This is a genomic window from Nostoc commune NIES-4072 (assembly GCF_003113895.1).
In the GTDB taxonomy this organism is placed as follows: Bacteria; Cyanobacteriota; Cyanobacteriia; order Cyanobacteriales; family Nostocaceae; genus Nostoc; species Nostoc commune.
The window spans coordinates 2380028-2401713 of the sequence record NZ_BDUD01000001.1 but is presented as its reverse complement, the minus strand read 5'-3'; the positions used below and the strand labels follow the sequence as shown (position 1 = coordinate 2401713).

Sequence of the window (21686 nt, the reverse complement as noted above, 5' to 3'; positions counted from 1 at the left end):
GTATTCAAGTGTGAGGAAGTTTGATATCCAAAAAAGGGGAATTAATATCTAAAAGCCAATTTTCATCTACAAATTCTAAATTTTCATCATAGACAAGAAGCAACTCACCGATTCTTTGAGCGTTATGAATTGACTGAGCTATAGCATCAATACCAGAGACTGTGAAAACAAACTTTAGCTTTAGAAACCGTTTTTTGTGAGTAAAGCCAATAGAACTGCTAACTAATTCTGTTTCGAGGCTACGAGGCAAAGTTATTGTTTCATAATACTTATTTTGCTCATCCCAGTAGCCACAAACTTTATAATCACATAGCTTGAGATGTTCTTGAACTAGTCTACGGGCGTCTAAGTTTTCTAAGATTTCAGTCAAATCCCGCCATACTGGATGATTTTTTAATTCTAGTCTTGTCATATTTATTCTGCACTAATGTTCTGTTACTAAACCTGGAAAGTGCAATACACCATCAATAAACTTTGCATGAAATCGCTTATCGCCGCCTTTACCTAACACTTTTGATTTCAAATCGTACCCCTCTTCTTGGGAAGCAACAAGCCCAGCATTAGCACGTGGCGGAACTTGCCCTTTCTCAATCGCTTTTAAATGTTTGCCATTATGGTCATACTTGATTCCCAGTTTTATTTGCTCTTGGCTAAAGGAAACTAGTAAATCACTCGTTGTTTGATATATGATATCAGATTCAATATCTGCCCAGTTATTGGGTAGAGCTAGCATTTAATTTACTGTTGATGACAATTTTACACCTTTGGCCAAATGTGTTCAAATTAAACCCTTTAACTTATCACAGTTTTAAGAAATTGGTTCAAAAACCATTTGAGGGATCAACACTTCGTCTTGTAATTGCCCTACACCTAAAAAGCGAGTCTCTTCATCATAAACTCGCACTATTTCAGGAACATCGAAAGTTAGAGAAATTCGCTGACCTTGACACCATTTTTGAGCAGATGTTGCTGGTAAAGTAACCGATGACAAATGTTGTAAAGCTGCATCTGGAAAAATCGGTTGAAATGTATCGGCTTGTAGTTTAGTTTCTAAGTCGCTCAAAGTGAGACTATCTGTTAAATTGAAACCACTGCTTTGAGTGCGAATCAAAGCGGCAAGAGTGCCACCAGTTTCTAAAATTGCACCTAAATCACGAGCGATCGCTCTAATATATGTACCAGAACCACAGGCGATCGCCACATCCAATTCGGGAAAATCCCCTTCTCTCCAGTCCAAAATATCTATCTGAAAAACTTCCACTGTTCGCACTGGAACTTCCACCGTTTTACCTTGGCGTGCTAAATCGTAAAGGCGTTTACCATCCACTTGAATTGCACTGTAACTCGGTGGTATTTGCTCAATCTTGCCTTCAAATTGTGGTAATACATTTTTCACCTGTGCCAAACTCAATCCAGCACAAGGTTGAGAAGTGATGATTTCACCTTGTAAATCATCGGTTGTAGTACGCACACCCAAGCGAATAGTGGCAATGTACGCTTTGTTTTCTGGCAGATATTGCAACAATCTTGTGGCTTTACCAAGGGCGATTGGTAAAACCCCTGTAGCAGCTGGATCTAAGGTTCCCGCATGTCCTACACGTTTGAGGCGCAACAATTTTCGCACTCGCGCTACGCAGTCGTGGGAAGTCCAGTCAAATGGTTTGTTTAAGTTGAGAAAACCCTGAGATAACACAAAATCGATACTTACAGCTTCTAAACTCTATTAAATACTTATTTAATGCTCAAAGCATTAATATTTAGTAATTAAAGCTTAACCAAGCATTAATTTATACACATTAATCAGATTCAAGACATTCTGTAAGCAGTTTACAGAATGATACACAAAAAATGCAGATAACGCCAAGCATGTACAGTAAATACCACGTTGTCGCTTATAAGTGACAACACATAAAATTGTCATAAATCAAGAAATATTATAGAAAAATTAATAAAAGTTTTTCTTATATCTTTAGGTTGAGCAATTGTGCTTGGTCTGAGTTTTTTTGTGTTTCTATACACGACTCAAGGAAATGAGGATTTTTCTGAACGTTTAACCTATTTTACTTTAACTACCAGAATAGTAATTGGTGGGTTGACTATTGGTCTAATATTTTCCCAAAAAAGCATCGATAGGGTTTTATGAACATAAATCAAATGAAAAAAACAATCTTCACTACTACATTAATTCTTTGTTCTTTATTGATTGTGAGTTGTGGCGACTCTGACAATAGCGATTCTCAAAAGAATAAAGTTAATCAAGCAAATACTGCGACAACTACCCCAGTTAATTCTGAATCTATCTCTGCAAATAAGGGAAAGCTAGATAATATTGAAGTTAGCAAAAAAACTAGTAATTCAACATCAAATGAAAATACACCTATTAAAAATAAAAAAGTTAATGAAGCTCCTAAAGATAAACCGATATTGGGTACTATCAAAGACATGCAAAATGGAGACTTAAAATGCTACGTTACTGTTGTCGATGAAAAGGGTAAATTATATGAAAGTGTGGGTGCATCATTTGATATTTGCGAACCAGAGAAATACGTCAACAAAAAAGTACAGATGTATTATGGGCTAGAAAACGTCAATGATTGCCAAAGTTCTGAGCCTTGCGGGAAAACAATCAAAGAATGGCTGATTACCAAACTAGAAATTCGAGATTAGGTCAAGTTGATGATAGGGATAGTTGTCCTATTGGGAATATCTTCGGTAAGCTGACTGTAACTTTGGTTCCTTGCCCTACTTGACTAGACAAGCTAATATCGCCACCATGTAACTCTACGCAAGCTTTAGCGATCGCAAGCCCTAATCCTGTACCGGGTATTGTATCAACGTTACTTCCACGGCTGAAGGATTGAAACAAATTTTCTTGATCTGCCATCGGGATACCAATTCCCTGATCTTTGATATAAAAGATTACTTCTGATTCTTTACCAATGAGGTGGAATTCTACAGTACCTCCATCTGGAGAGTATTTAATTGCATTGGATATTAAGTTAGTAAAAATTTGCTGCAAAAGTCCGCGATCGCCCCAAAAGTTCTGGTTATTACCAGTAATTTGAAAAATCAATTCATGGCGATCGCCTACTGTTTCTCGCTCTTGTTCGATCAGATCAGCAAAAAATTGCAGTAAATCGAGCTGTATTGGCTGAAATTTTGGTTTTTCCAGTTCAAATTGGTTAACCAGAAGCATATTATCCACAAGTTTAGACATATACCTGGCTTTCTGTTCAATGATTCCTAAAAACCTCTCTTGTTTAGACTCATCTAATTGCTGGCTATGTTTTACCAAAGTTGATGCAGCAGCAAGAATTGAAGTTAGCGGCGTTCGATACTCATGGGAGACTGTGGCAATAATTTGCGATTTAAATATATTGAGTTGCTTTTCTTTGGCAAGTGATGCTTGAGTTTGGGCTAGCAATTCGGCTTGTTGAATGGCGATCGCTAGTTGCACCGAAACTTCATTGAGCATTTGGGCATCATCAGTTTGCCACTGTCGTTCCCCGGAATTATGGTGAGCAATCAGCAAACCCCAAAGCTTGGGGGTTGGGTTCCCATTGTTACTCAGATTAATGGGAACTACTAGATTTGTCTTAGCATTAAATTGCTCTTTCAGGCTGACACAATTACACAAGCCAAGCTCGTAAATGTAAGGGATGGGGGATTGGGGATTGGGTAGAAGAGGCAGAGAGGCAGGGGGCAGGGTGCAAGGGGGAGAATGAGTAATTAATTTACCTCTTTCCTTTCTTTGCTCCCCTGCTTCTTTCCGTGTTTCGATGCGATCGCACAATTCTATAGTGCGGCATGACTCAACTGAGGAGGCAACTATTTTACCGTCTGCATCTGGGGCGAACTGATACACCATCACGCGATCGCACTTCAGAAGTTGCTGTACCTCGGCTACAGCTGTAGTCAAAATTTGCTCTAGGTTAAGAGACTGGCGAATTCTTAAAGCAGTGGTGGCAATTAAACGCTGTCTCTCCTGAGTTTTGTAGAGTTGGGCTTGCAAGCACGATTGCTTAATGGCGTTACGGACTGTTAGTTGCAGTACATCTTGTGTCAGATGTTGCTTGACCAAATAATCCAACGCACCCCGTTTCATTGCTTGCACAGCTATCTCTTCATCACCACGCCCTGTCAGCATAATCACAGGGACGGAAGTCTCAAATATCTTCTGCTGCATCTGATCGAAGAGTTCTAACCCACTCATATCAGGTAGGCAAAAATCCAGCAAGATGACATCAAAGCGCATTTTTTGGCACAAATCAATTGCTTCCTCTGCACAGTCTGCCTCCAAAATCTGGTAGGACTGGTGCGGATCTTTCAACAGATATCGACGATAGATTTTTCGATCTGCTGCACAATCATCGATGATGAGTAGCGTCCATGTGTCCAACATATTAAGTATGAGGATTGGGGAGCCATGTAGATCCCTTTTTTCCAGATGATGTTTTTATTGCATAATTCTAAAAATAATATAAAATAAGTGTAAATAAAATCTAAATTCTTTAGAAATTCTAAAGTAATTTAAGCACGAAGATAAATAAGAAAATGGGGAAAGCGCATCTAAAAGAGACAAGCAGACACAGTGGCTCAAAGAGGAAAATGTCTCTGTGTCCTTTAAGCAGTCTCCTTTGTTATCCTTTCCCTATAATTGATTCATCAAAAGAGAATAAAAAAATTAATCCAAGGCTGGCGGCATATTGGCTTCAAGCCAATAGTCCACGAATGCTTGAATCGTCTTTTTTAGTTCCTGAGCATCCATCGGCTTTACCAGATATCCATTTGCGCCCTTTTGGTAGCACAGTTCAATATCCTTGGGGTTAGATGATGTGGTAAAAACAACGATGGGGATTTCCTTGAAACTCTTGTCTTGCTTGAGCCTATCTAAAATGTCACGGCCATCAATACCTGGCAAATTCAGATCGAGCAAGATAACAGAAGGTCGTAGTGCTACTTTAGAGTTGCGTAAGGCTTCGCTTCCTAGTTGATAAAGGAAGTCTAAAACCTCATCCCCATTAGTACAACGATGTATGGGGTTCTGGACGGACATGCGCCGCATCAGACGTTGTAGCATCCGAAAATCTTCATTGCTGTCCTCAACAACGAGTAGAGGTTCATGAAGTTTTTTTGTCATTCGTGGTCTTAAAAGAGCTTAACAAAAATATATATTTGGTTATTATCTTAAACTATTCCAGCGTGAAATAGAAAATCGAGCCAACGCCTACGGTAGATTCAACCCAAATTTGGCCGTTATGAAGCTCAACAATCTTCTTAACAATAGCTAGTCCAGCACCTGCTCCTCCACCGTACTTTTCCTGAGAGTGGAGCCGCTTAAATAGTCGAAAGATAGTTTCTAGGTGATGCTGTGGAATTCCAATACCGTTATCTCGGATATAAAAGATTGGGGATTGGGCATTGGGCATGGGGCATGGGGCATTGGGCATTGGGCATTGGGCATTGCTCAATACTTCCCCTGCTCCCCCTGCTCCCCCTGCTCCTTCTTGAGAAAGGTAGCCAATCTCAACCCATTGCTCTGGCTTGTCGTTGTATTTGAAGGCATTACCCAGCAGATTACTAAAGACTTCATTAACGAGAACTCGGTCACATTGAACTGTTGGTAAAGGTCGAGGAATGCGAATATCCACGAGTGCGGAGTCTTGGCGACTAGCACGAAAGATTTCAATCACTTGGGTAACTAATTCGTTGAGGTCAGTTGCTTGCTCTCGCAGTTGTGCTTGTCCTAACTGCGAGAGTCGCAGTAGAGCATTAATGAGGGTTTCCATGCGTACAGACAAGGAAACTACTGTTTGCAAGCACTCAATTCCGTCATCATCTAATACTTGGGCATAGTCTTCTAGCAACACCGTTGAGAAGTTATAGATTCCCCGCAAAGGCTCTTTGAGGTCATGGGAAGCGGCGTAGGCAAAGGATGCTAGTTCTTGGTTGCTGCGCTCTAACTCTAGGTTGATTTTAGCTAACTCATCCGCCTTAGATAGTACAATACCAACGATCGCATTACTCAGAGCGATCGCACTCTCAAGTTCACAAGTTTCCCAAGGTAGAGAAGTTAATCTAACCGTTTCTTGCCATTGTTCAAAGGATTTTCGTGGAGATAGGCTAAAGCTACCATCTGCCTGAGCTTGAATGGATTCGTTGGGATTACCTGCCCAGTTTACCGTTTGGATAACTTCGGGGCGAAACCAAAGAATATAATAACGCCGGACTTTAGAAATTCGCAGTAGCAGCAATCCACTAGCAGTATCTTTAAATCTGAGCGCCTCTGGGTAAAGCTTCGGCAGAGAATCGGTGGAAAACAGGTTATCACTAACTTGAATATCCGCCCATTCAATTAATGCCCGAACTTGATGAATATTCGGTGTTGCTCCTACGAGGGTAATTTCATTATCCAGACAAACCGCCGCTCCAGTGGCACTAACAAGATCGAGTAAGCGGATTTCAGGTTTAATTAAAGCATCAATAAAATTATCTGCTTGAGAAATAGACTCTAAAAAATCAGCCTGTAGTGATTTAAGTTTTACCTTATAGTTCCATTCCGAATAACTAATTTTGTGCGCTAATTCAGAAGACACAATCTGTCCCAAAAATTCGCACATCTTTAGCACTTCATAAGAAATATACTTTGGTGTTAAGTGATGGCAAGATATTAATCCCCAAAGTTTCTGCTCTTGAATAAGCGAAATCACCAAAAGAGCCTTCACTCCCATATTTTGATGATATTCAGCACAACACGAATCAAAACTTCGTAGCAGAGAGTAACTTAAGTCAAGATGCTGATGTGTTGTCGGATTTTCCTTTGGAACTAGTTTAATAGGTTCGGCAGTCAAATCGGGGAGAAATCGCAGAAAGCAGCGCGTGTATAATTCCCTAGCCTGCGCTGGAATATCTGTTGCGGGATAGTGGAGTCCTAAATAAGGTGATAAATCTTCTCGTTTGACTTCTGAAACAACAGAACCCGCTCCCGACTGGTCAAATTTATAGACCATTACCCGATCAAAACCGATAATTTTTTGGACTTCTTGTGCCACTACATGCAAAAATTCTATCAGGTTTGATGTTCTCTGCATTTTGGCGATCGCTTCACCCGCCAAAGCATGAAAGCCTAAAAAACTTACCTCAGATTTTGAGTCTGTCGGTTCTAACTCCAGAATCACAGCCTCTTCTGTACGATGAGCAATAGCGTCAAAATCTTGTTGCCGATGCAAAGTATTTATTGATACTTTAAACGCATTAGGACTGCCAATTTTTTTTACCAAGCACTGCTTTACAGTTTCTATTTGTTGAGCTTCTAGCAAATAGCTCAACGGTTTACCAAGCAAATCTTCTGGCTCTTTGCCCAAGTGTTCTTGGGTATTGTTGCTAACTTGCAGTATCTCTAACTGAGTACTGAGTGCCAGTAGAACACCATGAGGTTGAATAGAGCCAGGTATGTGAATAGGTTTGCGATCGTGGTTAGTCAGAGCAGTAGCTTGGGTAGTAGTATTTTCAAACTGCCTCATAAATCAACTTATGTAAAGCTGATTTTTACAATAGCGCAATTAAATGTCACATTTCTTTAAAGTATATGCCAAGTAGTATGAATGCGAGGAAATTTTTTATAAATGTTGATAACAGAATAAAGGTATTTCCTGCGACCGAGTAATTACTGGATTCAGAATTGATTGCAAAGCATTTATGATGCTGATAGAATGCTGAAATTCAGTATTTTCCCTACTGCTCTTAAAATAAATGTAATTAAAACACATAGCAGTATCCGACTGGAGTCATACAAATATTTATTTAGGAACATAACTTTATGACCTCAACCACAACTTATACTTACGATGCCGACGGCAAACTGATATCCCAGAACATAGACAACAACAATGATGGGACAATAGACTCAGTTATTACCTACGGCTATAACCTGACATTCTATAGTCGTGACGACAACGGCGACGGCATCGCTAATTATGTGCAAACCTCTACTTATAATGCTCAAGGCAAGCTGACATCCTTAAGTCGTGACGACAACGGCGACGGCATCGTTAATTATGTCGAAACTTATACTTATGATGCCAACGGCAACAAGACATCCTTCATTCGTGACACCAACGGCGACGGCATCGCTGATTATGTCACAACCTATACTTATATTTATAATGCTCAAGGCAAGGTGACATCCTTAAGTCGTGACGACAATGGCGACGGCATCGCTGATTATGTGGAAACCTCTACTTATAATGCCAACGGCAAGGTGACATCTTTTAGTCGTGACGACAATGGCGACGGCATCGCTAATTATGTGCAAACCTCTACTTATAATGCTCAAGGCAAGCTGACATCCTTAAGCACTGACACCAACGGCGACGGCATCGCTGATTATGTGGAAACCTCTACTTATAATGCCAACGGCAAGGTGACATCTTTTAGTCGTGACGACAATGGCGACGGCATCGCTAATTATGTGCAAACCTCTACTTATGATGCCAACGGCAAGGTGACATCTTTTAGTCGTGACGACAATGGCGACGGCATCGCTAATTATGTGGAAACCTCTACTTATGATGCTAACGGCAACCTGACATCTTTTTCTTTTAGTCGTGACAACAATGGCGACGGCATCACTGATTACGTGGAAACCTCTACTTATGATGCCAAGGGCAACGTGACATCCTTAAGTCGTGACAACAACGGCGACGGCATCACTGATTACGTGGAAACCTCTACCTATGATGCCAACAGTAACCGGACATTCTCATTCTATAGTCGTGACGATAACGGCGACGGCATTGCAGATGTAGTCGCAACCTCTACTTATGATGCTAAGGGCAAGTTGGCATCTGAAAGCTTTGACACCAACGGCGACGGCATTGCAGATGAAGTCGCAACCTATAGTTATACTTATGATGCCAACGGCAACTTAACATCCGAAAGCGGTGACTACAACAGCGACGGCACTCCTGAAGAGGTCACAACCTCTACTTATGATGCCAACGGCAACGAGACATTCTATAGTCAAAACTTATTCGGCTTCATTCAAGCTCGCAGAGCCGCTAAATATGACGCCAAGGGCAGGTTGACATCCAAAATTATAAGTTTTTTTAACAGCAATGAAGCCTACGGTGACTCTATCACAAACTACACTTATGATGACAACGGAAAATTGACATCCAAATTTGAGGGTAATGACTATGACCGCGATGGCATCACTGAAAACTCCATAACCTATACTTATGATGCCAACGGCAACGAGACATCCTTTAGTCGTGACAACAACGGCGACGGCATTGCTGATTCTTCCATAACCTATATTTATGGAAGCGCAACCGCCAGTTATGACTTCAATAATGATGGTGTAATTGATACGGTTGGTATCTATAGCTACGATGCTAAGGGAAAATTAACTACACAAAAGATTGATAATAATCGTGATGGCATCATTGATGAGGTAACAGCTTACAGCTACGATGCTAACAACAGACTAGCAGCACAGGTAGTTGACAAAAATAATGATGGACTGGGTGACGAGATTACCACTTACAACTACGATGCCAATGGCAAACTGACTGACTCAGATATTGACAATAACAGCGATGGTATTATTGATGTAGTTGTCAGTTATTTATATAATGCCAACGGTCAACTCCTCAGTACAACCACCAACGATGCAAATGTACCGAACAAAACTTTATACGGTAGCAACTGTAAAGATACACTCACTGGTGGAACTGGCAATGATCAAATTTTCGGGAAAAACGGCAACGATAAACTATTTGGATTAGCAGGAAATGACAAACTAGTTGGTGGTAACGGTAATGACATCCTTAACGGTGGCGCTGGTAGTGATACCCTAACAGGTGGTTGTGGGAATGATGAATTTGTAATCAATAACCTAAGTGATTCACTGCTGTCTCGTTTTGATAAGATTACTGATTTAAAAATCGGTGAAGATAAAATTGATGGTCTGAATGCAGTTTCTGCAACTAATTTGCTTCAACTTGGCCCGGTTGCAAGTTTGAATCTGTCAGACGTACAACAAATATTGACTACAACTGCTTTTGTGGCTAAAGGTGCGGCAACTTTTACCTTGGGTACAAGCAGTCATGGGCGAACTTTTGTGGCACTCAATGATAGTACTAATGGATTTTCTGCCCTCACGGATGCTGTTATTGAGATTAGTGGCTACAAAGGCGACTTAACTAATTTAGTGATTGTCTAATATCAATTCTCCATAACCTTGCACTCAGTTATTACTCCTTCTCTCTTGGCGTATTTGGCGGTTCTTTTAATAATTAAAAGTTCTTGAGCCATTTTGAGAGTCTGCTATTGTCGCGGTTTTGACCCAGGAAATTCGCAAGCTTACCTTGAAGTGTATACTAACGTTTGACGATAGTAACGCAAAGCGATAGAATTGTGATTGTTAATTTTAAATCTGAAGAGACAAAGCTTATCTTTGACGGCTTTATATCTTCTCAGTATCCGGCCAATATCCAAAAAACCGCTTTACGAAAACTGCTTATTATTGACGCTGCAACATCAATTAACGATTTACGCGTTCCACCTGGTAATCGTTTACAAAAGCTACTTGGCAATAGGAAAGGGCAGTACAGTATTCGTATTAACGAGCAATGGCGAATCTGCTTTCTGTGGACGGATGAGAACAATGCTTCGGAAGTTGAAATAGTAGATTACCACTGACGCCTAAAAATAATTATGAACAACAATCGTTTGCCAAATATTTACCCTGGAGAAATCTTACAAGTAGAATTTTTGGAGCCACTCAATATCACTCCTTATCGATTAAGCAAAGATATAGGTGTAGCTCAGACAAGAATTAGTGAAATTTTATCTGGAAAACGTACTATCACAGCAGATACGGCTTTGCGTTTATCTCGCTATTTTGGTAACAGCGCTCAGTTTTGGTTAAATTTACAAACGCAATACGATATACGTCAAGCTCTTGAAGAAAATTTAGAAATTTATAATCAAATACCTACACTTTCGTTGAATGATGTAATCTAATACTTCTTTCTATCAACATTATCCGATAAAGCTGGTGCAACTGTATCATCACTACTGCTGACAATCATCACTGGAGTTTTGATTTGAAATAAGCCAGCTTTGCCGAAAATAAAACTACTATGGGATTAACTGCGATCGCAGCTTTTACTCTCTCATCCCGCAGGTTATAATCCATTTTGGAGATGTTTTTCACCTCAGTATAGCCCGCACTTCTCTACGAGTGCACGAACTAGGGTATATTAGCGCAGAAAGTACAACACCACAAGCTTGGAATGCTGCCGTACTTTCGTCTAACACACCCTACAAGACTACTGAGATTTTTTCAGAAATCAAATATGATTTCTATAGCTAAATACACTGCTAAGAAGCAGATTTCGTCAATTAGAAGTATATGGCCAGAAGTATGAATGCGATCGCATATCATCTTGTACCTGTTTTCGCAGCAAACATGGACATTGCGCCAGAACTCGCCGGAGAATAAACAAACTAATTAGACTTGTGGCTTTCTAAAAAATTAGTGTCTAAAACCCTTGCTCTGCCTGGCTCGAAAAATTCAAAAACTTTATTAGACGACAAGTCTATTGTTTATAGTCAAATAAAAATCATCACATGCAACAATGCAACACCAATATCCAACATCCAAAATCCGAAGCTGACTATGGTGTTGGGAAGTTTTTTTTTGCGGGTTTGTCTCCTTTAACATCCAGCAATTGTGTTAATTCGGTTGTATTCAATGACTTGACGAGACTCAAACCAAGCGACTTACTAGAAATGCTTTGAGTGTAGGCGGCGTTAAGGTAGGGGGTGTATTGCGGTCTTTCTACAACATAAGTTTGGAAGAAAGGTAAACTTAAAACATTCATGTAACGACGCGCTTGGGAAGCGTCGCCAATCATATCGGCAGGTAATGCTACTTGTTGATTGGCCGGGTTGGCATTACCAATAGTGGAAAAGTGAGTGCCACCTACAAGCATGACGAGATATTTTTGTGAATTCGCCAACCAGGAGAAAGGGAGAATTTGCTCGGATAAAGCTGGTGCAACTGTATCGTCACTACTGCTGACAATCATTACTGGAGTTTTAATTTGACTTAAGCCAGCTTTACCGAAAATAGAACTAGTAATGGGATTAACTGCGATCGCAGCTTTCACTCTCTCATCCCGCAGGTTATAATCTTTGCCATACTTGCTGATGCTCAATTCTAAAGCGCGACACTGGAGCATTAAAGACATATTCCAGGTATTTTGCAGTGCTGCTGGTTGACAGTCTTGTTTTAACTGCTCAAAGTTGATTTTAGCCCCTGCCAAGGCTAAGGCTGTGTAGCCTCCCAAAGATTGACCAAATACTCCGACTTGTTGCAGATTTAACCGACCTTTAAACCGTGAATCAGATTGATTACCTTTTTCCAATTCATTCAAGATATATGTTACGTCCATTGGTCGGTCTTGAAATTCACCTGGTTCTGCGATTTCATTGACGTGTCCATTCAACAGAGAATGCAATTGTTTAGCATCACTACCAGGATGATTGGGAACGACGACGGCAAATCCGTAAGAAGCTAGATGCGTGGCTAAATATTGAAAGTTGCTGCTATCTAAACCTAACCCGTGAGAAATTACAATTACGGGTGCGGCATTCTGGACATTAGGAATATAAACATCAGTTAATAAAAGCCGATTGCGTGTTGAGTCAAAAAACTTTTGGGTGTATTTTTGCGACTTAAACTTTCCCGGAACCTTTAAATCAGGTAATTGCGATAAATTTGGTTCTTTGATGGTAGCAGCTTCTATTTTAGACTCTTGAGAAACTGCTGCGATCGCCCGATGGGTTTGGTTAACAAGTTTGTCTAATTCCGTAGCTATTTCCAAAGTCTGCGCTACGTCAAGGCGAATACTGCTGGTGGGATATTTACGCAACACATTCAATAGTGTCAAGCCTTCCGATTCACCAGAGGCTAAAATTAGCGCCGAACGCAAAGCACCAAATCCTGGTTCTGGATGACTGGTTTTGATAATTTGCGCCAACCGATGCAGCAACAACTCTCCTTGGGGTGTGTAGAGAAGTTGCGAAACTACTACCGGACTAACTTTCACACGATTAAGTAAAATCTGCCGCAATTCTTGAAGCTGTTGAAGAGGCAAATATTGCTGATAGGCTGCCAAGTCTTCATTAATTATACCTGTTTTGGCATATTTTTCTAAAGTAGTGACTGAAATGGAAAGCTCTAAGGCTGAATAAGATGCATAAATCCGCTCTGCTGCCAAGATAGAATTGCTAATTCCAAATGTTGGCAGCACCATTGAAAGAACCAGCAATAGGGAATTTTTTCTCAGGGTGCTGGCCCAATTACCAAACAAACTATTCATCGCTCAACTGTTTCGGTAGTCTGGTTTTATCAAGTGTTGGCTTTGGTAGTTATTCGGACACCCTGCTTGGTTTACTTAAAGTTATTAGCCTGGATTTTATCAAAACAGAATTTAGGAGTCAGTAGTTAGAATTCTCTAGTAATTAATTCTGACTCCTGAATTCTGAATTCTTTTTCAAGAATTTTCTCTTGGCTATCAATTCAAAAATCAGATCCTACAGAGTCACACAGATGGTTAAAGTATCCATCTTATAAGAGGCTGACCCCGTAGTTTGCCTTCACTAGTAAATCATAACAAATAAAAAATGCTCTGCCTCAGTATTTATGTTGTAGCTTTGAAGATGGCACGATTTTACTATATCAAAAACCCAGTATTAATCCTGAAAACTATTCTTATTAATTAGCTTTTCCCAAGGCGATCGCTACTGAACCTGTGACTACTAAACCTGCGCCTAATATAGCTATGAAAGTGAAGTTTTCTGATGGTATCCAGTTAGGTGCAATAACTGATACAACTGCAACTGTTATTAATGTCACAATGGGAGCTAAAGCTATTACTGCACTAACTCGTGATGCTTCCCAATGTTCTAATGATTCGGCAAAAGCACCGTAAGCGATTAAAGTATTAAAAGCACAAAAAACTAGCATTAATAAATGAAAGCTATCAAGTATAAAAAGTGATTGTATTTTGGCTAGAGGAGTGAATAATAAAGCACAACCTCCATAAATAATCAGCATAATGCTAGGGGAAGATAAAGATTGTAATAACTGCTTTTGCGCCAAAGCATAAATAGCCCATGACGTTGCTCCTAGCGCAATCAAGCTACTACCTAGTATGTATGTGCCATGCGCTGTAATTAAATTTGTCAGTTGTTCCCAAAAAAATAAAAGATAACCGCAAGTCATTACACTGACACCAATCCATTGATATAGCCGATAACGTTCTTTAAAAATCACTAACCCTCCGAAACCTAATAAAAGGGTAGATAATTGAATGAGAACTTCAGCGTTAGCAGGCGATGTTAGTGCTAAACCTTGCATGAAGAGCAAGTAATTAATCCCTAAAAATAGTGTAGCGATCGCTAATAATTTCCAAGAAGCAGAACGCAGTTGTTCTAACTTTGGTAATTTACCGCGTATTCCTAAATACACACCAAGTAGTAAAAAAGATATTAAAAAGCGAAACCAAATAACTGTATAGACATCAAGTACTTGCAGAGCGATCGCCAGAGCAATAGGTAAAATGCCCCACAATAAGACCGTTAATAGCGATAAGGCTAGCCCTAAACGCCAGCGACCAGAAGTTTTATGTAGTGACATTCAAATATTTTACCCAGAGTATGGCAGATAATAAATTAAAACGTATCCAATTTGTATACCTAAATTTTATCAAGCTTTTGTATATAAAGCATGTTAATAACCTGCTAAATGCAAGTTAAATGTAGAATAGCTTACGTACTTTACTGAATCTCTTTATAGTCTGATAGCGTTTTTTGATCACATAAAATTTGTAAATTGTCTAATTACTTTACATGAATATTACATTTGAAATTTGATTCCAGATGTATAATTTTTTCGGTGTTAATTTACTACAAAAACTCTATGGGGATCATACCCATAATAAGCTTAGTAGTCTTTATTACTAGCTTATCAATTTACTTGCTACTGACCTCAAGAGGTCGGTTTTTGCTCAAATCTTTGGTAACAAAAATAAAACGCCAAGGGTGGAAATTCAGGAATAACAAGATTAACTACCTGAGATCAAGATTTTCAAAGACTATAACAATTGCTGCCATTATTTTGGCAGCAGTAATAGCTGGAAATACTGTATCGGCACAGGTTACGCCGCCGCCTTTAACTTCGCTCAAAAGCGTATCGGTTCCAGAGCCTAACAATCTAGGAGACTTTGTAAAAGACAAAGTAGCTGCAATCAAGTTAGGAAAGGCTCTTTTCTGGGATATGCAAGTTGGAAGCGACGGAAAGACCTCCTGTGCTACTTGTCACTTCCATGCTGGAGCCGACAATAGATCCAAAAATCAGATTTCTCCTGGACTTTTGCGGATTAACGCTGATGGTACAGCGAATCCGGATACAGTTTTTGATGTAGGTGGTGCGCCAAACTACCAGCTTAAACCGGGAGATTTTCCCTTCCACAAACTGTCAAACCCGAATGATCCTAAAACCGTTGTATCTGACCGAAATGATGTCAGTTCCTCTCAGGGTGTGTTCAATGCTAAGTTTGTTGATGTTAAACCTGGTAGCGCGGAAGACGAAGTAAAAAACGAGCTAGACCCGGTGTTTAAAGTGGGAGGTACGAATGTGCGCCGTGTCCAGCCGCGTAACACGCCAACCGTGATTAATTCAGCATTCAATTTCCGCAACTTTTGGGATGGAAGGGCACAGAACATCTTTAATGGGGTAAATACCTTCGGTTTAAGAGACCCTAACGCCTCTGTGGTGAAAGCAGAAAAGCCAAATCAACTCAAATTTGTCAAAGTCAGACTGAATAATTCGTCTTTGGCTTCTCAGGCGCTTGGGCCGCCACTAAGTTCCTTCGAGCTGTCGGCTGATGGTCGCACTTTTCAAGAAATTGGTGATAAGTTCGGGCGAGTTGACAACAAAAAATCTCTCAGCAAGCTGCCACTAGATAATTTAGATAATCTTGCTGATAATCTAGTTGGGCCGCTACTTAATTCTGTTGATGAACTTACTGGTAATTTGGCGCAAATTGGCAACACTAAATCTATCAACACACTGCTGCAAAATGTTCTGTCACTTAGGGGTACAAAGCTCCCCAGAGTCTTGGGGCGAAAGTTATCTACCCTCAGACCGCTAGGCAAACAGGTTGTGCATCCACAAGATAGTGTTTTAGGTGCAGACAGTAGATATCCTCAGCCCGGACTGAAAGATAAAACCTACGAACAGCTAATTAAAGATGCCTTTAAGCCGGAGTGGTGGAGGTCTAATCGACTCATTCAAGTTGATGCTGAAGGTAGACGGACTTTTGTCAACAACGCTGATAACTCTTCTCAAACCAATGAGTACACGCTGTTAGAGTATAACTTCTCGCTGTTCTTTGGGCTGGCAATTCAGTTGTACGAGTCTACACTCATTGCCAACGATACGCCTTTTGATCGTTTCTTGGCAGGAAACACCACAGCCCTAACCTCTCAGCAGCAACTAGGTAAAGACCTGTTTCAGGGCAAGGCTCTGTGTATTGGTTGCCACGTGGGATCAGAATTAACAGCTGCTTCAGTAAGCAGCGTGGCTAAAGACGGACGAATCAAACGTGCGCCGTTCGGTGCAAAATCCCCTGAAGACAATGGCTTCTTCAATATCGGCGTTAGACCTGTTACGGACGACCCCGGTTTGGGTAGTAATGACCCTGTGCAGAATAATCCGCTTTCAGAAGCACGATTGGCTCAGTTAGGGAAATTTCAGCTTCTCCTGGGCGAAAACCCCCCCACCCTCAATCCACCGTTGATTTCTAGTGAAAAAGTGTTTGCAGACGGAGCTTTCAAAGCACCTGGACTTCGCAATGTCGAACTCACTGCCCCCTACTTCCACAATGGAGGTCAAGCGACTTTAGAGCAAGTGGTTGATTTTTACAATCGAGGTGGTGACTTTGGAGTTCTTCCCCCACTGAATCTGTCATCAGAAGAAAAACAGCAATTGGTCGCCTTTTTAAAGGGACTGACTGATGACCGAGTTAGGTTCGAGAAAGCGCCTTTTGATCATCCGCAACTTTTCGTGCCCAATGGACATCCGGGTAATCAGACATTCGTTACCGACGATGGTACGGGCAATGCTACGAATAGCTTACTAGAAATTCCTGCTGTTGGTAGGAATGGCGGTAGTGCTATACGAAATTTCTTGAACTAACAATATTTCACGAAATAGCTGATACCGATAGATATGTAGGGGCATACAGATGTATGCCCCTACATTTATTAAGGAGTGCGTAGGCGTAGCCCGCCGGAGGCATCGCCAAGTATCGGTTGTATATTGCTAACTTTGGTATTGTCTAGGTAATTGTAGACTCTTCTCGAAACTTCCCGGACAAAATCTCCAGCTTTGGGATCGTAGTTTGGTCTTTGCACCAAAACACCTGCTAAATAGCTTTTGCCGTTGGGCATTTGAATTATACCCGCATCACCAATGATAAATCTCAATGTACCAGTTTTGTGTGCGATCGTCGCTCCTTGACCAATACCAGCTGGTAGTAAACTATTGGTTTTGACATGGCGCATAATACCTAAAACTTGATTGCGGCTGTTTGGAGATAGCAAACGATTGTTATAAACTAACGCCGCCAATCTGACCAAATCTTTAGAACTAGTTGTATTTGTGCCAGCGATGTCTGGAAGTAGATTCCGAAGTGCTGTATTTTGCAATCCCCAGCTACGAAAACGTTGGCTAACTTTTGCTGCACCACCCAAACGATCTAGAATCAGATTTGTGGCGGTATTATCGCTGATTGTCATCATTAAGGTAGCAGTTTCTAGGACGCTGAATTTAGTTCCTATGGGTTTGTATTGCATAGTTCCAGATTCGCCAACCTTTAAATCGCGCCGCATCACTAATTTATCGGTGAGTTTAATTCTACCAGCGTCTATTTCTTGGAAAAGAGCCACTAATAAGGGAAATTTGATTGTACTGGCAGCCGCAAATCTTTTTTCACCATTAATATCTATATAGTTTCCTGTAGCTAAATCTAAGAAAAATATCCCAGGATTTAATGTTTTATAACTTGCTAACAAAGTGCGAATTTGAGAAGTGATACCAACCATCTCTTGCCCAAGATTCACAACTCCAGCAAATGTGGAAGCATCTGTAGATTTGATAGCGATATCTTCTCGATTTTCCCCAACAATAGGATTGTTTTGGTGGTCAAATGAATTGAATTTGAAAATCCAATGAGAAAGAGAATCTCCTTTAATTGATATGTTTTGGGAATGAACATCATAACCAGGAGCTAACTCTACGACAAAACGAGTTGTTTGAGAGTCTGGTTTGCCAAGGCGAATTTCTTTCACTGCCTTGCCAAAACTTTGTTTGACAGTATCAGAATTAAAATTAGTTCCAGGTAAGTCAATTACCAATCGGCTAGGATTATCTAATAAAAAGGCTTTTGGTTCTATTCCCGAAGTGGTAGTTAAATCTAATTGGTTTTGGCTAGAATCATAGTACCAAGACTGTAATTGTGAGGCTTTAGCTTGTCCTGCAACTAGAACCAAACTGCTTAAAGCGATCGCTAGTAGATGTGATTTCATGTTGTGATTGTGGGTGTGCAAGTTAGGAGCGACTAATCAGCTTTACTTAGATTTTTTTCTGATGATTGTGCTGAACTTCCGGAGAAAAAGTTATAAATCCCGTTGAGTTATTTTTGGGGATAATATTTGGGATTAGATAAGCACGATAAATCATCATTACTTATTTAAAGTAAATCGCTGATAGTTTTATTTGTGGTGTGAGTTGACAACAACAGAAATTGTTAATCTAGCCGAAAGACGAGGGAAGGATTAATTATGTTTCCAATTTATATTTTGTATAGAGAGAGAAAGTAAAACCCTAATACATATATATATATTTCGCGTCGGGGCGGCACTGCCCATACGTGTCAACAAAAGCCTAGAAATAGCTTAACTGTTGGCTTGGCTGACTCACCCGCCTCGAACTAAAGTTCAAGGCTAATAGCTAAAGTCTACTCAAGTAGACTAAAGATTGTTGAGTATATTTTAGTCATCTTCAGATGACTTTCGCTATTAGCAAGGAACTTCAGTTCCTTGCGGGACATGATTCTTACGTTAAGTTGACACCAATGGGCAGTGTCGTACCCCTACGGGTGTACCTCACGTAAACGAGAACTATGAGCAAATAAGCTATTTGTTAAAACTGTCCCTCGACCTAAAGCGAAAGAAGAACAGACTTGAACTTTAGATGTAGGTTGGGTTGAGCAACGCGAAAGCCAACACTCCGATCAATGTTGGGTTTCGTTCCTCAACCCAACTTACAATTTTTTTTACAACTGGGTAAAACATTAGATGAATGTGCCAAAAAGTATCGCGGGTTTTGCCAAAGGTATAAACCGAAACTAAAAACAGCCAGCAAGTCTTACTGGGGTAGTAAGCTGCTGGCTGGTCATCATCATCAGGTTCACAAGAGCAAGCGCAAATGCTCACGAATGTCAACTAGCATTGCCAATTGGGCAGTGCCAGCTATCGGAAAGCCCCGAACTAGCAGAAGTGGTACAGAAATTTGTTCTAGCAAATCGAGGTTGTAGGTTTGATGTGCAGGTGTGAGCTATTATGTATGGGTGAACAACTATTTATTACTCCCCTCACGTAGTAAGCTTAAGCTCCCTCCCCCCGTACGAACTAGGAAAATAGGAAATCTAAACTTTCCGATGCTTCCGTAATAGAAATAATCCGAACGACCCCCTACTACGTTTATAGCTTCTCCGTCTGATAGTTCCTCCATTTCGACTGGAGCTTGCAGGTTTTTTTCTTTGTCAGTTGTTAGAGCTTTGATTTTGCTGATCATATAAACTCCGAAGCGAGCTTAGACTGCATTCAGTATGTATCAACTAAAACTGGATTATAGAGGGGTGATACGAAATTACACGTTACTTTACAAAGCGAATTAAATAGCGGGGTAAATACGGATGAGTTGTCAGCTATTTGTTAAAACTGTCCCTCGACCTAAGGGGAAAAAAGAACAGACTTAAACTTTAGTTCAACACAGGGAAAGGTTCGTCAAACTCACGTTAAAAGAAATCAGCCACCCAAGGAGAGCTACCTGCAAATATTTGCGTTGCTGTTGAAATAGCTGTTTCTGTCCCATGCAGTTTTCCGGCTATTTGCAAATGGTAGGGTGTGAACAAACTTGTATATAGTGGTGCTAGTTCTCGGACATCTAGCTGCAACTCACCTTTTCCACCTTTGGTAACTTCACCGCGTCCATTGGCAACAGAAAGAATGAATTTACCATTGTTTGCATCTAACAAATTATCTTGAATTTCTAAGTGCAGTTCAGCTTGAATTCCCGATGGATAACCGCGCATCTCCAGCGCTTTGACTACATCTACTACCCGCAGCATCCAACGCATTGTATTCTTAAGTTTGGCAGTTTGCTCTGGTAGCAGCAATGTCAAGGAATCAATTGCAGAACTCCTCCATCGCACTTGGTCAATTTGGGAGCGATGACTGGCAAGAAAAGACCAGAATGTTTGTGCAGCCGCAACTGTGAGAATTACCCAATCTTTTATTCGCAGGATTGCGCCATCTTCTGTTGAATGTTGGCTAAAAAGAATGTAGCCTTCGGGCTTCTCTTTTGTACCAATAAAATATGCGTAAAATGTTTCTTTATCATTTGGCTGGATTAAGCGCTCCCAGATTGCGGGATGTCGGTCTAAATATCCATGCGTTAATCTCGCCTGCTGCTGATATAGTTCGTGAAAGACTTGATGATTGATTGGCACTATTGGTTGCAAAGGTAGGGGTTGCTCTCGCACTTGGATACTTTTAGTCGGAACTTCCCAATTACACCAGCTACCCCCCTGCTCATACCCGACTTTTCGATACAAGCTTTGAACTGCTGGATAAAGAGCAGAGAGCGGTATACCTCTAGCATAAAGTTCTTTTAGGGTGTGCTGCATAAGAGCGATCGCACCTCCCGAACCGCGATACTCTGGAGCAATGCCCACTACCGCAATTCCTGTCATTGGTACACGCACACCACCCCACCACTGGCCCATATCCAGAGTTGCCAATCCACCAACTAATTGTTCTGACTCACGAATAATGCGGAAGTTTTTTATGCCAAGCAGATTAATGTAAGCTTCCTCGCCACCAAGTCCACTGATGAAACACTGCTCGAAAATACTCCCAAGCTGCTGAATATCCTGGGGATGAGCAAGAGTGCTGTATTCAAATTTAGGCGTCATCTCTTATACCATTAATAATACAAAAGCAAAACTATACTACAACTAAGGTTGCTTGAAATTTGACCTTCTAAGGTTCAACTTTGACCTTCTGAGGCTCAACTTTGACCTTCTGAGGCTCGACGTTGACCTTCTGAGGCTCAACTTTGACCTTCTGAGGCTCAACTTTGACCTTCTGAGGCTCAACTTTGACCTTCTGAGGCTCAACTTTGACCTTCTGAGGCTCGACGTTGACCTTCTGAGGCTCGACGTTGACCTTCTGAGGCTCGACGTTGACCTTCTGAGGCTCAACTTTGACCTTCTGAGGCTCAAACTTGGACTTCAAAACCTGAGTAATATCAAAATCTAGAT

Annotated in this window: 18 protein-coding genes; 6 read left to right on the top strand and 12 right to left on the bottom strand. The window is 40.7% G+C overall.

Annotation, left to right across the window (positions count from 1 at the left end):
- Positions 1 to 4: 4 nt before the first annotated feature.
- The 3 genes from CDC33_RS10625 to truB all read right to left on the bottom strand — a co-directional run bounded on the left by CDC33_RS10625 (position 5) and on the right by truB (position 1693).
- The gene (locus CDC33_RS10625; RefSeq protein ID WP_109008451.1) at positions 5 to 412 is read right to left on the bottom strand and encodes a hypothetical protein; all 408 of its coding nucleotides are present in this window, start codon (positions 410 to 412) and stop codon (positions 5 to 7) included.
- A 12-nt stretch (positions 413 to 424) separates the two neighbouring features.
- Positions 425 to 733 carry a hypothetical protein gene (locus tag CDC33_RS10620; RefSeq protein WP_109008450.1) on the bottom strand — a complete coding sequence of 103 codons (309 nt, stop codon included), beginning with the start codon at positions 731 to 733 and terminating at the stop codon, positions 425 to 427.
- Positions 734 to 808: 75 nt separating this feature from the next.
- Positions 809 to 1693: a tRNA pseudouridine(55) synthase TruB gene (gene truB, locus CDC33_RS10615; protein WP_109008449.1), complete on the bottom strand. Its 885-nt coding sequence runs from the start codon at positions 1691 to 1693 to the stop codon at positions 809 to 811.
- A gap of 461 nt (positions 1694 to 2154) precedes the next feature.
- On the opposite strand from truB, the gene CDC33_RS10610 reads away from it, so the two are divergent.
- A complete protein-coding gene (locus CDC33_RS10610; protein WP_109008448.1) occupies positions 2155 to 2667 on the top strand; it encodes a hypothetical protein in 513 nt (170 codons plus the stop codon).
- A gap of 1 nt (position 2668) precedes the next feature.
- Here the strand turns inward: CDC33_RS10610 and CDC33_RS10605 are convergent, their stop codons facing one another.
- The 3 genes from CDC33_RS10605 to CDC33_RS10595 form a co-directional block, all read right to left on the bottom strand.
- Positions 2669 to 4402 (bottom strand): hybrid sensor histidine kinase/response regulator, encoded by a 1734-nt coding sequence (locus CDC33_RS10605; RefSeq protein ID WP_109008447.1) that lies wholly within the window; start codon positions 4400 to 4402, stop codon positions 2669 to 2671.
- A gap of 282 nt (positions 4403 to 4684) precedes the next feature.
- Positions 4685 to 5140, bottom strand: a complete 456-nt coding sequence (locus CDC33_RS10600; RefSeq protein WP_100901603.1) for a response regulator — start codon at positions 5138 to 5140, stop codon at positions 4685 to 4687.
- 52 nt (positions 5141 to 5192) lie between these two features.
- The gene (locus tag CDC33_RS10595; RefSeq protein ID WP_109008446.1) at positions 5193 to 7523 is read right to left on the bottom strand and encodes an ATP-binding protein; all 2331 of its coding nucleotides are present in this window, start codon (positions 7521 to 7523) and stop codon (positions 5193 to 5195) included.
- A 296-nt stretch (positions 7524 to 7819) separates the two neighbouring features.
- On the opposite strand from CDC33_RS10595, the gene CDC33_RS40325 reads away from it, so the two are divergent.
- From CDC33_RS40325 to CDC33_RS10580, 3 genes are all read left to right on the top strand, one after another.
- On the top strand, positions 7820 to 10225 hold the full coding sequence (locus CDC33_RS40325; RefSeq protein WP_146195799.1) for a bluetail domain-containing putative surface protein: 2406 nt from the start codon (positions 7820 to 7822) through the stop codon (positions 10223 to 10225).
- Between the two features lie 164 nt (positions 10226 to 10389).
- Complete coding sequence (locus CDC33_RS10585; protein ID WP_280524406.1) at positions 10390 to 10704, top strand: type II toxin-antitoxin system RelE/ParE family toxin; 315 nt, start codon at positions 10390 to 10392, stop codon at positions 10702 to 10704.
- A 15-nt stretch (positions 10705 to 10719) separates the two neighbouring features.
- Positions 10720 to 11028: a HigA family addiction module antitoxin gene (locus CDC33_RS10580; RefSeq protein WP_109008445.1), complete on the top strand. Its 309-nt coding sequence runs from the start codon at positions 10720 to 10722 to the stop codon at positions 11026 to 11028.
- A gap of 67 nt (positions 11029 to 11095) precedes the next feature.
- On the opposite strand, the gene CDC33_RS41200 is transcribed toward CDC33_RS10580, so the two are convergent.
- The 3 genes from CDC33_RS41200 to CDC33_RS10570 all read right to left on the bottom strand — a co-directional run bounded on the left by CDC33_RS41200 (position 11096) and on the right by CDC33_RS10570 (position 14713).
- A complete protein-coding gene (locus tag CDC33_RS41200; RefSeq protein ID WP_280524464.1) occupies positions 11096 to 11221 on the bottom strand; it encodes a hypothetical protein in 126 nt (41 codons plus the stop codon).
- A gap of 463 nt (positions 11222 to 11684) precedes the next feature.
- On the bottom strand, positions 11685 to 13394 hold the full coding sequence (locus tag CDC33_RS10575; protein WP_109008444.1) for an alpha/beta hydrolase: 1710 nt from the start codon (positions 13392 to 13394) through the stop codon (positions 11685 to 11687).
- 395 nt (positions 13395 to 13789) lie between these two features.
- Positions 13790 to 14713: a DMT family transporter gene (locus CDC33_RS10570; RefSeq protein ID WP_109008443.1), complete on the bottom strand. Its 924-nt coding sequence runs from the start codon at positions 14711 to 14713 to the stop codon at positions 13790 to 13792.
- 282 nt (positions 14714 to 14995) lie between these two features.
- Between CDC33_RS10570 and CDC33_RS10565 the strand changes: the two genes are divergently transcribed.
- Complete coding sequence (locus CDC33_RS10565; RefSeq protein WP_439956593.1) at positions 14996 to 17275, top strand: cytochrome-c peroxidase; 2280 nt, start codon at positions 14996 to 14998, stop codon at positions 17273 to 17275.
- Positions 17276 to 17343: 68 nt separating this feature from the next.
- Here the strand turns inward: CDC33_RS10565 and CDC33_RS10560 are convergent, their stop codons facing one another.
- The 3 genes from CDC33_RS10560 to CDC33_RS10545 form a co-directional block, all read right to left on the bottom strand.
- The gene (locus tag CDC33_RS10560; RefSeq protein ID WP_109008442.1) at positions 17344 to 18666 is read right to left on the bottom strand and encodes a serine hydrolase; all 1323 of its coding nucleotides are present in this window, start codon (positions 18664 to 18666) and stop codon (positions 17344 to 17346) included.
- A gap of 663 nt (positions 18667 to 19329) precedes the next feature.
- Complete coding sequence (locus CDC33_RS38560; protein ID WP_181373960.1) at positions 19330 to 19575, bottom strand: hypothetical protein; 246 nt, start codon at positions 19573 to 19575, stop codon at positions 19330 to 19332.
- A 584-nt stretch (positions 19576 to 20159) separates the two neighbouring features.
- Complete coding sequence (locus CDC33_RS10545; RefSeq protein WP_109008440.1) at positions 20160 to 21338, bottom strand: GNAT family N-acetyltransferase; 1179 nt, start codon at positions 21336 to 21338, stop codon at positions 20160 to 20162.
- A 52-nt stretch (positions 21339 to 21390) separates the two neighbouring features.
- Here CDC33_RS10545 and CDC33_RS37750 point away from each other — a divergent pair, with 52 nt between their 5' ends.
- Positions 21391 to 21684: a hypothetical protein gene (locus CDC33_RS37750; RefSeq protein WP_146195798.1), complete on the top strand. Its 294-nt coding sequence runs from the start codon at positions 21391 to 21393 to the stop codon at positions 21682 to 21684.
- Positions 21685 to 21686: the final 2 nt, after the last annotated feature.

Bases quoted from the DNA above. Each gene is read 5' to 3' on its own strand.
- CDC33_RS10570 (WP_109008443.1), bottom strand. From the start codon at position 14,713: ATGTCACTACATAAAACTTCTGGTCGCTGGCGTTTAGGGCTAGCCTTA.
- CDC33_RS10580 (WP_109008445.1), top strand. From the start codon at position 10,720: ATGAACAACAATCGTTTGCCAAATATTTACCCTGGAGAAATCTTACAA.
- CDC33_RS10600 (WP_100901603.1), bottom strand. From the start codon at position 5,140: ATGACAAAAAAACTTCATGAACCTCTACTCGTTGTTGAGGACAGCAAT.
- CDC33_RS10545 (WP_109008440.1), bottom strand. From the start codon at position 21,338: ATGACGCCTAAATTTGAATACAGCACTCTTGCTCATCCCCAGGATATT.
- CDC33_RS10560 (WP_109008442.1), bottom strand. From the start codon at position 18,666: ATGAAATCACATCTACTAGCGATCGCTTTAAGCAGTTTGGTTCTAGTT.
- CDC33_RS40325 (WP_146195799.1), top strand. From the start codon at position 7,820: ATGACCTCAACCACAACTTATACTTACGATGCCGACGGCAAACTGATA.
- CDC33_RS10620 (WP_109008450.1), bottom strand. From the start codon at position 733: ATGCTAGCTCTACCCAATAACTGGGCAGATATTGAATCTGATATCATA.
- CDC33_RS10610 (WP_109008448.1), top strand. From the start codon at position 2,155: ATGAAAAAAACAATCTTCACTACTACATTAATTCTTTGTTCTTTATTG.
- CDC33_RS10625 (WP_109008451.1), bottom strand. From the start codon at position 412: ATGACAAGACTAGAATTAAAAAATCATCCAGTATGGCGGGATTTGACT.
- CDC33_RS10565 (WP_439956593.1), top strand. From the start codon at position 14,996: ATGGGGATCATACCCATAATAAGCTTAGTAGTCTTTATTACTAGCTTA.
- CDC33_RS10605 (WP_109008447.1), bottom strand. From the start codon at position 4,402: ATGTTGGACACATGGACGCTACTCATCATCGATGATTGTGCAGCAGAT.
- CDC33_RS10595 (WP_109008446.1), bottom strand. From the start codon at position 7,523: ATGAGGCAGTTTGAAAATACTACTACCCAAGCTACTGCTCTGACTAAC.
- CDC33_RS10575 (WP_109008444.1), bottom strand. From the start codon at position 13,394: ATGAATAGTTTGTTTGGTAATTGGGCCAGCACCCTGAGAAAAAATTCC.